Genomic DNA, 13,679 nt, shown 5'->3' with positions numbered 1-13,679 from the left:
GGCGGCATCGGCCGGCGCTCGGCGCCCGCCGCCACGGTCTGCGCCGCGAGGGCGGACGGGCGTCCTCGCGGCGCAGATCGGGGCGGCTCAGATCGTGGTGGGTTCAGGGGCGGGCGAGGCCCAGGACGTCGCGCATCGAGTAGAGGCCGGCGGGCTGTTTCACCGCCCAGATCGCCGCCGCCACCGCACCACGGGCGAACACGCCGCGGTCCTCGGCGACGTGGCGCAGCACCACGCGCTCGGCGTCGAGTGCCAGGATCACGTCATGCTCGCCGACGACGGAGCCGCCGCGCAGCGTGGCGAAGCCGATGGTGCCGGCCTTGCGCGGGCCGGTGTGCCCCTCGCGGGCGAACACCCCCTCCTCCTTCAGCGACACGCCGCGGCCCGCTGCCGCCGCCTCGCCCAGGAGGAGCGCGGTGCCGGACGGCGCGTCGACCTTGCGGCGGTGGTGCATCTCCAACACCTCGATGTCCGCCTGCGGCAGTGCCGCCGCGGCCTGCTCCACCAGCACCGACAACAGATTGACGCCGAGCGACATGTTGCCGGACTTCACGATGGCGACGCGTTCCGCCGCCTTGGCGATCCGCGCCTCGTCCGTGTCGCCGAAGCCGGTGGTGCCGATGACGTGGGCGGTGCCCATGCCGGCCAGCGCCTCGGCCAGCTCGGCGGAGGCGCCGGGGGCGGTGAAGTCGAGCACCGCGTCGCACGCGCCGAACGCGGCCGGGTCGGCGCCGATGGCCACCCCGCGCTCGCCGACCCCGGCAAGGACGCCGGCGTCCGCGCCCGTCTCGCCCGCGCCGGCCCGCTCGGTCGCGGCGGCGAGGGTGACGCCCTCGGTCTCGTCGACCGCCCGCACCAGGGCGCGGCCCATCCGGCCCGCGACCCCTGCAACGCCGATCTTGATCATTGGCCGGGCTGGGGTCCGTCGTACCCCTCGATGATGACCTGCTCGCTGACCGAACAGCGCTCGCGCACCGCCAGCGCCTTCTGGTAGCCCTCGGAATAGAAGCAGTCGAGCGCGGCCTGATAGGTCGGAAACTCGATCACCACGTTGCGCTGCCGCGCCTCGCCGACGACCGCCTCGAACGGGCCGCCCCGGACCAGGAACTTGCCGCCGAACTCGGCGATCGGCGCGCCGTTCAACGCGACATATTCCTTGTACCCTTCCGGGTCGTGCACGTCGACGCGTGCCATCCAGTACCCTTTTGCCATCAGTCCCCTCCCGTTTCGGCGCGCCGCGCGGCCTTCAAGGCATAAAGCGCATCGAGCGCCTCGCGTGGGGATAGGGCGTCGGGGTCGATGTCGTCCAGCGTTTCCAGTGAAACGAGCCGGGCGGCGGGCGCCGGATCGACGGCCGCGGGCTCGGCGCCGGCGGCGAAGAGCGGCAGATCGGCGGCGAGCGCGGCCCGCGCGGCCCCGCGGTCGGACTCTTCCAGCCGGGACAGGACGTCCCGCGCGCGGCGCACCACCGTCGCCGGCAGCCCTGCGAGCCGCGCCACTTGCACACCGTAGGACCGGTCCGCCGCCCCCGCCTCCACCTGATGCAGGAAGACGATGTCGCCGCGGAATTCCTTGACCCGCATCGTCGCATTGCCGATGCGCGCGCGGCGCTCCGCGAGGGTGGTGATCTCGTGATAGTGCGTCGCGAAGAGGGTGCGGCAGCCCACCTCGTTGAGCCGCTCCAGCGCGGCCCAGGCGATGGACAGGCCGTCGAACGTCGCCGTGCCGCGGCCGATCTCGTCGAGGATGACGAGCGCGCCGGGGCCGGCCTGGTTCAGGATCGCCGCCAGCTCGACCATCTCGACCATGAAGGTGGAACGGCCGGCGGCGAGGTCGTCCGAGGCGCCGATGCGCGAGAACAGCCGGTCGACGATGCCGATGCGCGCGCGCTTGGCGGGGACGAACGAGCCCGCCTGCGCCAGCACCGCGATCAGTGCGTTCTGCCGCAGATAGGTGGACTTGCCGCCCATGTTGGGGCCGGTGAGGATGACGGCGCGGGCCAGCTCGTCGACCGTCGGCGGGGAGAGGTCGCAGTCGTTCGGCACGAAGCGCGAGCGGTCGCCGAGCGCAGCCTCGACCACCGGGTGCCGCCCGCCCTCGATGTCGAAGGCGAGCCCGTCCTCGATCAGAGGGCGCACCCAGCGCGAGACGGCGGCCCGCTCGGCGAGCGCGGCGGCGACGTCCATCTCCGCCATCTGCCGCGCCACGTCCGACAGCCACGACCGCGCCTCGACGATGGCGGCGACGAGACCGGCGAAGATCGCCTGCTCGGCGGCGCGGGCGTCCTCGGACGCGGCCAGGATGCGCGATTCGAGGTCGCGCAGCGTGTCGGTGGTGAAGCGCGCGGCGGAGGCGAGCGTCTGGCGGTGGGCGAAGGCGTCGTGCGCGCGCAGCGTGTCGGCGTGGCCGGCCGGCACCTCGATGAACCAGCCGAGCACCGCGTTGTGCTTGATCTTCAGCGACTTGACGCCGGTATCGCGCTGGTAGTCCGCTTGCAGCCCGGCGACGAAGCGGCGGCTCTCGTCGCGCAGCGTGCGCGCCTCGTCGAGCGCCGGGTCGATGCCGGCCGCCACGAACCCGTCCGGCTGGTTGGCCGCGGCGGCGCGCTCGTCGAGCGTCGCGGCGAGGCGCTCGCCCAGCGCGCCGGGTGCCGCCGCCAGCACTTCGGCCGCGGCGGCGAGGAGCCGGGGCCGGGGCCGGGGCCGGGTCGGGGGCAGTGCGGCGGCGGCCTCCCCCGCGGCGTGGAGCGCGCGGCACACGGCGAGCGCGTCGCGCGGCTGTCCGCGACCGGCGGCGAGGCGGCCGGCGGCGCGCATCATGTCCGGCACCGCCTTCAAGGCGCGGCGCACCGTGTCGCGGGCGACGGGGTCGGCCTCGAAGGCGGCGACGGCGTCGTGCCGGTCGGCGATCTCCTCGCGCACCAGGGACGGGCTGGAGAGGCGATCGGCGAGGAGCTGCGCGCCGATGCCCGAAACCGTGCAGTCGATCGCCGACAGGAGGGTCGGCCCCTCGGGGCGTGCGGGGCGGGTGATCTCGAGGCTGGCACGGGTCGCGGCGTCGATCGCCATCACGCGGTCGGGCGCGTCCTTGCGCGGCGCATCGAGGGGCGGGGCGTTGTCGAGCTGCGTCTCGGCGAGGTAGTTGACGAGGGCGAGGCCGGCGGCGGCCTCCTGGTCGGTGAAGGTGCCGAAGGCGGCGAGGTCCGCCACGCCGAAATTGCCGGCGAGCCGGGCCGCCGCGCCGGACGCGCGGAACTCGGACGGCACGCGCCGGGCGACGGTGACGCGCAGCGGCAGCGGTGGCAGCTCGGCCCCTTCCGGCGCGATCAGCTCCACCGGATCGAGGCGGGCGATCGCAGCGGCCAGCGTCTCCGGCGTCGCGGCGGTCAGGACGAAGCGACCGGCGGCGACGTCGGCCGCGGCGATCCCGACCTCGGCCTTGCCGCCCTCCCCCTTGCCGGGCGCGATCGCGACCAGCAGCGAGGCGCGGTCGGGCGCCAGCAGGCGCTCCTCGGTGATGGTGCCGGGGGTGACGATCCGCACCACCGCCCGCGCCACGACCGACTTGGCGCCGCGCTTCTTGGCTTCGGCCGGATCCTCGGTCTGCTCGGCGATGACGACGCGGAAGTTCTGCGCGATGAGGCGCGCCAGATATTCCTCGGCGGCATGCACCGGCACGCCGGCCATCTTGATCGGCTCGCCCTGGTGCGTCCCGCGGGTGGTGCAGTGGATGGACAGCGCCTTGGCGGCGATCTCGGCGTCCTCGAAGAACAGCTCGTAGAAGTCCCCCATCCGGTAGAACAGGAGCCCCTCGGGGTTCTGCGCCTTGATGGTGAGGTACTGCGCCATCATCGGTGTGGCGTTGGCGATCTCCGCCTCCGTGGCGGCGCTTCGCGGATCGGCCGGAGTGCCGCGCCCTGCGGTCAGCCCCTCGACGGCAGAGGTCGAGGCGAGCCGCTCGGCGGTCTCGTCGGCGTCGCGGCCCATCGCCTCCATCGGTGTCCCTTGCGCTCAGCGGTCGGCAGGAACGGCGATGGTGCCCCGGCGGGCGGGCCATGAACAAGGGGCGAGGCCGCCTCTCCACAGGCGGCCGCGCGGCGGGGGACAACCGATGGCCGGCGGTGCCAGATCGCCGGATCGGCGCGCCGGCTCAGGCGGGTTCGCGGCTGCGGCCCCGCATCTCCGCGTCGCTGGAGGCACGCAGGTTGGTGATGAAGTCCGAAATCGTCGCCTTGAGGCCGTTGCTGCCGCTGTCGAGCCCGGTCGACGTGTTGAGCACAACCTCGGCGGCGGAGTTCGTCGTCTCCGCGCGGCTCCGGACGCGGCCCATGTTCTGGCTCACCGCGTCGGTGGAGCGGGCCGCCTGGGCGATGCTCTCGGTCACCTCGCGGATCGCCGCGCCCTGCTCTTCCAGCGCCGCCGCCATCGCGGTGGTGTTGGACGACACCTCGCCGATCACCGAGACGATGCGGTCGATCGTGGCGACGCTGGCGTTGGCGGCACCATGCATCGCGCCGATATGCTTCTCGATCTCCGAGGTCGCCTTGGCGGTCTGCTCGGCGAGGGCCTTCACCTCCTGGGCGACGACGGTGAAGCCCTTGCCGCTCTCGCCCGCCCGCGCCGCCTCGATCGTGGCGTTGAGGGCGAGGAGGTTGGTCTTCTCGGCGATGTCGTTGATGAGCTTGGTCGCGTCGGAAATGTCGGAGCTGGTCTTGGCGAGGGCGCGCAGGGTTTCCGCCGCCTTGTCCGCCTCGGTCACGGCCGAGCGGGCGCGGTCGGCGGCGGCGTCCACCTGATGGCTGATCTCCTCGGAGCTGGCGCTCAGTTCCTCGGCCGCGGCGGCGACGGTCTGCACGCTGGTGTTGCCCTGCTCGCAGGACTGCAGGATGTCGGCCGCGTCGTCGGTCATCTCGCGGGCGAGGCCGCGCAGGCTCTGAGCCTGCTGCGTCATTTTGCCGACGTCGCCGCGCATCGCCTCCACGACGTTGGAGATCTTGGCGTCGAGGTCGTCGGCGGTGCGGCGCACGTCGGCGGCGCGTGCGGCCTGGCTGCGCGCCTCGGCCTCCTTCTGCGCCGCCTGCAACTGCTCGCGTTCCATCACCATCCCGCGCAGCCGGCCGACCGAGCGGGCGATGGAGCCGATCGCATCCGCGCGCGCCGCATAGCGGCTCTCCTCCACCATCTCGCCGTTGGCCAGACTGTCGACACGCGCCGCGAGGTCCTGGGCGGGGCCCGACAGGTCACGCGCGGTGAGCCAGTTGACGAAGAGGACGACCGCCGTCGCACACAAGGTGAAGCCGATGCACAGCCAGCGCATGCCGGCGAAGGCGGCGTCCACCGTGTCGAGATAGACGCCGGTGCCGACGAACGCGTCCCACCCCGGCACGGGCACGAAGGCCGAGACCTTTCGCTGCGGCTCGGTCCCACCCTTGGCGGCGAAATAGTATTCCAGCGTGCCGCCGGTGCCCGATTTGATGGTCCGCGTCATCTCCTGGATGATCTTGACGCCGTTGATGTCGGTCGAATCCCACTTGTTCTGGCCCAGCGTGTCGGGTGCGCTGCCGTGGGCGAGGCGGGTGCCGACGTGGTCGTAGGCGAAAAGATATTCCTTGCCGCCCGAGTAGAGCATGCTGCTGACCAGCCGGCCCCAGGCGGCCTTCGCCTCGTCCTCGGTCATCTCGCCGCGGGCGACGGCGGCCTGGAACGGCTTGGCGGCGGTGGCCGCAGTCTCGGCGATACTCTGCGCCTTGGCGAGTTCCCGCTCGATCGCCTGCTGCTTGGCCTGCGGCAACACCATCAACATGAGCGCCACGAGCGTGATCACGTTGATCGCGCCGAGAAGCCACAATTTTCCCGCGATGGACAGTTTGCGATAGAGGCCAAGCATGCCCGTCTCCCACAGTGAGGTCGACTGCGAGCGATACCGCACGGGCGTTGTCCGCAGCTTGCGGCTCCGGGCGACGGATGGGATGCGAACTAACCGGCTACCGTCCCTCCGAAGATTGTGCGCCGCAAGATGGACGAAGGTGCATCGATCAGCGTACGTGTTTGAGCAAAAGTGGCTTTTGGGGGAGCGCGCAAGTGGATGCAGCAGAACGCGGTCGGCGTGGACGGCCAGCGATTACCGACCAGGAGGCGCTGACCTTCCATAGCCGCGGACGCCCCGGCAAGCTGGAGGTCACGCCCACCAAACCGATGGCGACGCAGCGCGACCTGTCGCTCGCCTATTCGCCCGGCGTCGCCGTCCCGGTCCGGGCCATCGCCGAGGACCCCGACAAGGCGTTCGACTACACCACCCGCGGCAACGTCGTCGCCGTGATCTCCAACGGCACGGCAATCCTGGGGCTGGGGAACCTCGGCGCGCTCGCCTCCAAGCCGGTGATGGAGGGCAAGGCCGTCCTCTTCAAGCGCTTCGCCGACATCGACGGGATCGACATCGAGGTCGACACGCAGGACGTCCAGGCCTTCATCGATTCGGTGAAGTACCTCGGGCCGTCGTTCGGCGGCATCAACCTCGAGGATATCAAGGCCCCGGACTGCTTCATCATCGAGAGCCAGCTGAAGGAACTCATGGACATCCCGGTGTTCCATGACGACCAGCACGGCACCGCGATCATCGCCGCCGCCGGCCTCATCAACTCCGCCTTCCTCACCGGGCGCGAGCTGTCGGAAATGCGTATCGTATGCAACGGCGCGGGCGCGGCAGGCATCGCCTGCGTCGAGCTGGTGAAGTCCATGGGCGTGCCGGCCGACAACATCCTCCTGTGCGACACCAAGGGTGTCATCTACGCCGGGCGCGAAGAGGGCATGAACCAGTGGAAGTCCGCCCACGCGGCACGGACCGACCGGCGCACCCTGGCAGAGGCGATGGACGGGGCCGACGCCTTCCTCGGCGTCTCGGTCAAGGGCGCGGTGACGCGCGAGATGGTCGCCTCCATGGCGCCGAACCCGATCATCTTCGCGATGGCCAACCCCGACCCGGAGGTGACGCCCGAAGAGGTCGCCGAGGTGCGTGACGACGCCATCGTCGCGACCGGCCGCTCCGACTATCCCAACCAGGTCAACAACGTCCTCGGCTTCCCCTACATCTTCCGCGGCGCGCTCGACGTTCGGGCGACCGCGATCAACGAGGACATGAAGGTCGCCGCCGCCGAGGCGCTCGCCGCCCTCGCCCGCGAGGACGTGCCGGACGAGGTCGCGGCCGCCTACCAGGGCAACCGTCCCCGCTTCGGCCGCGAGTACATCATCCCGGTGCCGTTCGACCCGCGGCTGATCTCCGTGGTGCCGCCCGCAGTCGCCAAGGCGGCGATGCGCACCGGCGTCGCCCGCCGGCCGATCGAGGACATGGACGGCTACGTCGAGGAGCTGTCGGCCCGGCGCGACCCGGTCGCCGGCACGCTGTCGCGCATCTTCGCCAAGGTCCGCCAGAACCCGCGGCGCGTGGTCTTCGCCGAGGGCGAGGAGGAGGCGGTCATCCGCGCCGCCGCCTCGTTCGTGAACCAGGAGCTGGGCACCGCGATCCTGATCGGCCGCGAGGAGACGGTGCGCGAGCAGGCCTTCCAGGCCGGCATCGAGATGCGGCCGGGGCTGGAGATCGCCAACGCGCGCATCTCCAAGCGCAATACCGAGTACGTGCAGTTCCTGTACGCCAAGCTACAGCGCAAGGGGCACCTCTTCCGCGACTGCCAGCGCATGATCAACCAGGATCGCAACTTCTTCGGCGCCACGATGGTGGCGCTGGGGGACGCCGACGCGATGGTGACCGGCGTGACCCGCAACTACGCCGTCGCGCTCGACGCGCTGCGGCTCGCGATCTCGGCCAAGCCGGGGCACAAGATCATCGGCGTCTCGCTGGTCCTGGCGCGCGGCCGCTCGGTCATCGTCGCCGACACCGCCGTCAACGAGGAGCCGTCCGCCACGGACCTGGCCGACATCGCCGAGGAGACCGCCCGCGTCGCCCGGCGCCTCGGCTACGAGCCGCGCGTCGCGATGCTGGCCTCCGCCAACTTCGGCAACCCGCCGGGCGAGCATGCCGAGCGGGTGGAAGAGGCGGTGAAGATCCTCGGCAAGCGCCGGATCGACTTCGAGGTCGACGGCGAGATGGCCGCCGACGTGGCGCTGAACCCGCAGCTGATGCAGTCCTACCCGTTCTGCCGCCTGTCGGGTCCGGCGAACGTGCTGCTGATGCCGACGCTCGACGCCGCGTCGATCGCCACGAAGATGCTGCAGGAGCTGGGCGGGTCCACCGTCCTCGGGCCGATCCTGGTCGGCCTCGACAAGCAGGTGCAGATCGTGCCGATGGGCGCGCGCGACATCGACATCGTCAACATGGCGGCGATCGCGAGCTTCGGCGTCAACTGACGTGGCCGGCGCGCCGGTCGCGATCGCCTTCCTGCGCGCCGTCAACGTGGCGGGGCATGGCCGCCTCGCCATGACCGACCTCGCCCGCGCCGTCACCAGCCTCGGCGGCACCGACGCCGTGACGGTCCTGCAGACGGGGAACGCGGTCTTCCGCCTCCCCGCCGGCACGGCCCCGGATGCCTTCGCGGCCGCCCTCGCCGACCGGCTCGCCGCCGACCCGGGCGTCGCCACCGAGGTGATCGTCCGCCTGGGGAAGGACTGGTCGGCGACGCTCGCCGCCAACCCCTTCCCCGCCGTCGCCGCCGAGACGCCGCGCAAGCTCGTCGTCATGCCGCTCAGGAACACGCCGGACGCGGCGCGGGTCGCCGCACTCGCCGCCGCCATTGCGGGGCGGGAGGAAGTCGCGGCGGTCGGCACCACGCTCTTCGCGGTCTATCCGGACGGGGTCGGCCGCTCGAAGCTGACGACGGCGCTGATCGAAAAGACGCTCGGTACCCGCGGCACCGGCCGCAACTTCGACACCGCCCGCAAGATCGAGACGGCGGCGCTGACGCTCAGCGCCGCGTGAGCGTCAGGTAGCGCGGCGTGCGGCCTTCGCGCAGGGCCTTCGCCTCGTAGCGCGTGCCGGGCCAGCCGGCATAGGGCGTGGCGGTGTCCTCGGTCAGGTCGAAGGCGTCGTGCGCCGCGACATGGGCGCGGGTCCAGTCCACATAGGTCGGGATGTCCGAAGCGAAGCGCACGACCCCGCCGGCCCGCACCGCGCGGGCGAGCCGGTCGAGCCCGTCCTCGGAGATGAAGCGGCGCTTCCAGTGGCGCTGCTTGTGCCAGGGATCGGGGTAGAGCACGTCCGCCCGCTCCAGCGCGCCCTCCGGCAGCCAGTCCAGCACCCGCCGCGCGTCACCCATATAGAGGCGCACATTGGAAAGGCCCTCGGCCTCGACGGCCGCGGCGGTGCGCATCATCCCGGTCTCGAACGGCTCGACGCCGACGAGGCCGACGTCCGGCGCCGTGCGGGCGTGGTGCAACAGATGCTCGCCCCCGCCGAAGCCGACCTCCAGCCGCACCGGGCGGCCGGCGAACAGCGCCGCGAGGTCGGCCGGCTGTGCGAGATCCAACGCGAGGCGGTCGTAGGCCGGGTCGACCTTGTGGCCGTGGGTGCGGCGGCGGCCGTAGAGGCCGTCGACCGGTGCCTTCTGCGCCCGGCCCAGCAGCGGCTTCTCGAAATGTACCCGCTCGAACGCGGACATGCCGCTGCGGCGGGCCTCGCGATAGCCGAGCCGGCGGTAGAATTCCAGGTTCCGCGCCACGCGCGCGGTCGTATAGAGCGTGATCGTGCGGGCGCCGGAGCGGCGGGCCTGTCGCTCGATCCGCCGCATCAAAGCCCGGCCGACGCCGAGCCCGGCGAAGTCCTTCGTCACCGCGACCGCCTCGACGTAGACGTCGCCCTCGGCGTCCGTCTGCGCGACCAGCACGCCGCACGGGCTTGCGCCCACACTGGCGATGAGCACGGTGCAGGTGGCGATGGCCTCGGCAATGTCCAGCGAAAGCGGTGCAGGCGGGCGGCCGATGACGGCCTCGCGCCCTTCGAACGCGTCGGCGATGATACCGCCGATCGCGCCGCGGTCGTCCGACCGGGCGACACGAATGGCGACCTCGGCCGCAACGGGGCGCGCGCCTGGCGACGGCGCCCCCTCGCAGTGGCCCCGCTGAGGATCAGCGAGGCCGGCCGGCACGTCAGGCGTTGCTACGAAGAGCCTCGACAAGATCGGTCCGCTCCCAGGAGAAGCCGCCGTCCGCTTCCGGCTCGCGACCGAAGTGGCCGTAGGCCGCCGAACGGGCGTAGATCGGACGGTTGAGCTGCAACGCCGTGCGGATCCCGCGCGGCGACAGGTCCATCGACTTGGCGATGGCCGCCTCGATGCCCTCGTCGCTCATGCCGTTCTTCAGGGTGCCGTGCGTGTCGACGTAGACCGACAGAGGCTGCGACACGCCGATGGCGTAGGCGAGCTGGATCGTACAGCGATCGGCCATGTCCGCGGCGACCACGTTCTTGGCGAGGTAGCGCGCGGCATAGGCGGCCGAACGGTCCACCTTCGTGGGGTCCTTGCCGGAGAACGCGCCGCCGCCGTGCGGGGCCGCACCGCCGTAGGTGTCGACGATGATCTTGCGCCCGGTGAGGCCGCAGTCGCCGTCCGGACCGCCGATGACGAACTTGCCGGTCGGGTTGACGTACCAGATCGTGTCGTCGGTCAGCCATTCGGCCGGCATCACCTCACGGATGTACGGCTCGACGATGCCGCGCACGTCGTCCGACGTCAGCGACTCGCTCATGTGCTGGGTGGAGAGGACGATCGAGGTGCAAGCCACCGGCTTGCCGTTCTCGAAGCGCAGGGTGACCTGGCTCTTGGCGTCCGGGCCGAGCTCGGGCTCGGTGCCGTCGTGACGCACCTCGGCGAGGCGCTTCAGGATCTGGTGGGAGTAGTAGATCGCCGCCGGCATCAGAACGGGCGTGTCGTTGCACGCGTAACCGAACATGATGCCCTGGTCGCCCGCGCCCTCGTCCTTGTTGCCGGACGCGTCGACGCCCTGGGCGATGTGCGCCGACTGAGCGTGCAGGTGGACGGCGACTTCGGCCGTCTTCCAGTGGAAGCCGTCCTGTTCGTAGCCGATCTCACGGATCGCGTCGCGTGCGACCGCTTCGATTTTCTCGGGGGTGATGGTGTCGGGCCCACGGGTTTCGCCCGCGATCACGACGCGGTTGGTCGTCGCGAGGGTCTCACACGCGACTCGAGCCTCAGGCATCTCCCCCAAAAAGAGATCGACGACCGCATCGCTTATCCGATCGCACACCTTGTCGGGGTGCCCTTCTGAGACGGATTCACTCGAGAACAGATAGGATTGCCGCGCCAATGCTATGACTTTCCGGGGTTTGGGGCTCCGCCGCCCTGGGAGAAACAAGCGTTTGCGCAGGAGCACGCCAAACGCACCGCGCCGCGAAAGGGGTCCTCGCGGGCGGCGCATTCATCAATCAGATCGGCCTGACGCCGTCAACACGACGATGAGTTTGCAAACCGGTCAGTTAGCCGAAAGCCGAGATGTCCGGCGGGGTGGTCGCTCAGGGGCGCTGGCCGTCCGCGAGGGTTTCCACCAGATCGATGATTCTGCGGCGAATTCGGGCATCTGATATGCGGCTGAAGGCCCTTGCCAGCGCATGGGCTTCACCGCTCGGAACGTGCGGCAGGTCGAACGCCGTGCCCAGGTCCTCGGCGAAGCCGTACTCCATGTTGCGGTCGGCGTCGGGGTTATTTTCTTTCGCGTCTTCGAAGAAATATGCAACGGGGACGGTCAGAATACGGGCGATTTCTTGCAAGCGGCTCGCGCCGATGCGGTTCGCACCCTTCTCGTACTTCTGCACCTGCTGGAACGTCACGCCGAGCTGGTCGCCCAGCTTCTCCTGCGTCATCCCCACCATCGTTCGGCGCAACTTCAGTCGACTGCCGACATGAATGTCGATCGGATTCGGCTGTTTTCGCGGCGCCATGACGTCAACCCGTTTCATATTTCCCTCAAACTCGATGCCCCCAACTCGACGTCGGCACGGCGCGGACCCGATGGTCGCCTCGGGTTGCGGGAGATCAACAACCTTTACCCTACCTGGTTGCGTCGTCTCAAGTTAAAAGTGTTATCCGTAAACAGTTGGGGCGTCAGATACTCCACCCTTTTCATCCACGCCGCCCACCCTTCAGACGCCAGACCTCCGCCCCAACGCAACCCATGCGAGCAACAAGGTGACGACCAGAAGGAACGGGGCGTAACCGAAGCGGGCGTAGAGCGTCGAGACGCTTTCACTTAACGATATGTCGCGAAAAGCCAACCGGCTTAGCAAAATTTCATCTTTTACCCGGCCGTAGGCATCAATTGTGCCCGATAACCCGGTATTTGCGACACGAACCGTCGGCAAGCCTGCCTCAATGCTACGCAACACCACGTGCCGAAAGTGCTGATAGGGGCCCGGCGTATCGCCGAACCAGGCGTCGTTCGTCAGGTTGAGAATCCACCCGGCGGGAGCGTGTCCGGGTTGGTGGGGAAAGATTGCCTCGTAGCAAATTCGCGGCCGGGCGGGTGGCAGGCCGGGCACCTCGAGCACGTCCCGCGGGTCCCCCGGGACGAAGGTGTCGGTGCCGGCGGCGAGCGCCCCGAGGCCGATCCGCGTCAACACTCCGGCGAAGGGCACATACTCGCCGAAGGGGACCAGGTGGGCCTTGTCGTAGCGGTCGGTCACCTCGCCCCGATCGTCGATCACGAGGATGCTGTTCGTCGCACGTCGTCCGGCGTTCGTGGCCTCGATCTCGACCGCCCCGGTCACCAGCACGGCGCCGGGGCCGAGCGCACGGGAGAGCTGCATCTGCTCCAGGCTGGGCGTGCTCCACAGGAACGGCAGCGCCGTCTCCGGCCACACCACGACGGACGGCCGCGCCCCCGCCTCGGACACCTCCGCGGTCAGCCGCAACAACGTTGCCCAAATGCTATTTCGTTCGTCGGGATCCCATTTCTCGCGCTGCGGTATGGACGGTTGCACGATCCGGATTCGCGCGTTGGCGAGCGGGATCGCGTCCTGCGTGAGGCGCATCTCGCCGTAGACGATCGCCGCTATCGCGGCCATCAGCACGGCGCCCGACAATCGCCAGGATCGCGCCACAACCAAGGCAGGCACCGCGCCCAGGAGGATCGCCAGCGGGGCCATTCCAGCGACGCCGACCAGCGCCACCGGCTGCACCAGTGCCGGGATCGACGAGATCTGCACTGCCGGGACGTTCCACGGGAAGCCCGTGAAGGCGAAGCCGCGCACCCACTCGGTCAGCGCCAGGGCGACGGCGAGCGCAACCGTACGTCGCGCGAACCCCGGCGGCGCCAGCCCCGCCAACGCCACGGCCACCGCATGGAACGGCGCCAGCGCCAGCGGCAGGCCGACGACGGCGAGCGGGATCAGCGCGCCGAACTGCGCCGCGTCGACGAGGAAGGCCTCGCCGATCCACCACAAACCGGCAACATGGTACCCGAACCCGAAGGCCGCCCCCAACAGCGCACGATGGGCGATGCGCCGCCGTGCCCACCTGTCCCCGGCCGCGGCGAGCGCGGCGAGACCCGAGTAGGCCGCCAGCGCCGGCAGCAGGTCGAACGGTGGCAGGGTGAGCGAGAGCACGGCGCCGCACACCAGCGCGGCCACGGCGCGCACGACCGCCCAGCGGAACGGCCGCGCCAACGGACCGTCCGCGGTCCAGTTGCCCCCGCGGCGCCGAGACGGTTCCGCCGCGGCCG

The 13,679-nt window shown here is 70.6% G+C and carries 10 protein-coding genes; 2 read left to right on the top strand and 8 right to left on the bottom strand.

Annotation, left to right across the window (positions count from 1 at the left end):
• Positions 1-103: 103 nt before the first annotated feature.
• The 4 genes from dapB to MRB58_RS17340 form a co-directional block, all read right to left on the bottom strand.
• Positions 104-907: a 4-hydroxy-tetrahydrodipicolinate reductase gene (gene dapB, locus MRB58_RS17355; protein ID WP_244778359.1), complete on the bottom strand. Its 804-nt coding sequence runs from the start codon at positions 905-907 to the stop codon at positions 104-106.
• Positions 904-1,212 carry a DUF1330 domain-containing protein gene (locus MRB58_RS17350; protein ID WP_244778358.1) on the bottom strand — a complete coding sequence of 103 codons (309 nt, stop codon included), beginning with the start codon at positions 1,210-1,212 and terminating at the stop codon, positions 904-906. Before MRB58_RS17350 ends, dapB begins: the two co-directional genes overlap by 4 nt.
• Entirely contained in the window at positions 1,212-3,995 is a 2,784-nt protein-coding gene (gene mutS, locus MRB58_RS17345; RefSeq protein WP_244778357.1) for a DNA mismatch repair protein MutS, read from the bottom strand. Before mutS ends, MRB58_RS17350 begins: the two co-directional genes overlap by 1 nt.
• A 154-nt stretch (positions 3,996-4,149) precedes the next feature.
• The gene (locus tag MRB58_RS17340; RefSeq protein ID WP_244778356.1) at positions 4,150-5,886 is read right to left on the bottom strand and encodes a methyl-accepting chemotaxis protein; all 1,737 of its coding nucleotides are present in this window, start codon (positions 5,884-5,886) and stop codon (positions 4,150-4,152) included.
• Positions 5,887-6,080: 194 nt separating this feature from the next.
• Between MRB58_RS17340 and MRB58_RS17335 the strand changes: the two genes are divergently transcribed.
• Both MRB58_RS17335 and MRB58_RS17330 read left to right on the top strand, forming a co-directional pair.
• Positions 6,081-8,360: an NADP-dependent malic enzyme gene (locus tag MRB58_RS17335; RefSeq protein ID WP_244778355.1), complete on the top strand. Its 2,280-nt coding sequence runs from the start codon at positions 6,081-6,083 to the stop codon at positions 8,358-8,360.
• A 1-nt stretch (position 8,361) separates the two neighbouring features.
• Positions 8,362-8,928: a DUF1697 domain-containing protein gene (locus MRB58_RS17330; RefSeq protein ID WP_244778354.1), complete on the top strand. Its 567-nt coding sequence runs from the start codon at positions 8,362-8,364 to the stop codon at positions 8,926-8,928.
• Here the strand turns inward: MRB58_RS17330 and MRB58_RS17325 are convergent.
• The 4 genes from MRB58_RS17325 to lnt all read right to left on the bottom strand — a co-directional run bounded on the left by MRB58_RS17325 (position 8,915) and on the right by lnt (position 13,623).
• A complete protein-coding gene (locus MRB58_RS17325) occupies positions 8,915-10,123 on the bottom strand; it encodes a GNAT family N-acetyltransferase (RefSeq protein WP_244778353.1) in 1,209 nt (402 codons plus the stop codon). The two genes, MRB58_RS17330 and MRB58_RS17325, sit on opposite strands and share 14 nt — an antisense overlap.
• Positions 10,095-11,270 (bottom strand): methionine adenosyltransferase, encoded by a 1,176-nt coding sequence (metK, locus tag MRB58_RS17320; protein WP_244778352.1) that lies wholly within the window; start codon positions 11,268-11,270, stop codon positions 10,095-10,097. Before metK ends, MRB58_RS17325 begins: the two co-directional genes overlap by 29 nt.
• A 205-nt stretch (positions 11,271-11,475) precedes the next feature.
• On the bottom strand, positions 11,476-11,919 hold the full coding sequence (locus MRB58_RS17315; RefSeq protein ID WP_244778351.1) for a helix-turn-helix domain-containing protein: 444 nt from the start codon (positions 11,917-11,919) through the stop codon (positions 11,476-11,478).
• Positions 11,920-12,102: 183 nt separating this feature from the next.
• Positions 12,103-13,623, bottom strand: coding sequence for an apolipoprotein N-acyltransferase (gene lnt, locus MRB58_RS17310; protein WP_244778350.1), 1,521 nt, complete (start codon positions 13,621-13,623; stop codon positions 12,103-12,105).
• Between the last annotated feature and the right edge of the window lie 56 nt (positions 13,624-13,679).

Source organism: Acuticoccus sp. I52.16.1, assembly GCF_022865125.1.
Classification (GTDB): Bacteria; Pseudomonadota; Alphaproteobacteria; order Rhizobiales; family Amorphaceae; genus Acuticoccus.
The sequence above is the reverse complement of the archived record's forward strand: the minus strand, read 5'-3'. Positions and strand labels throughout refer to the sequence as shown.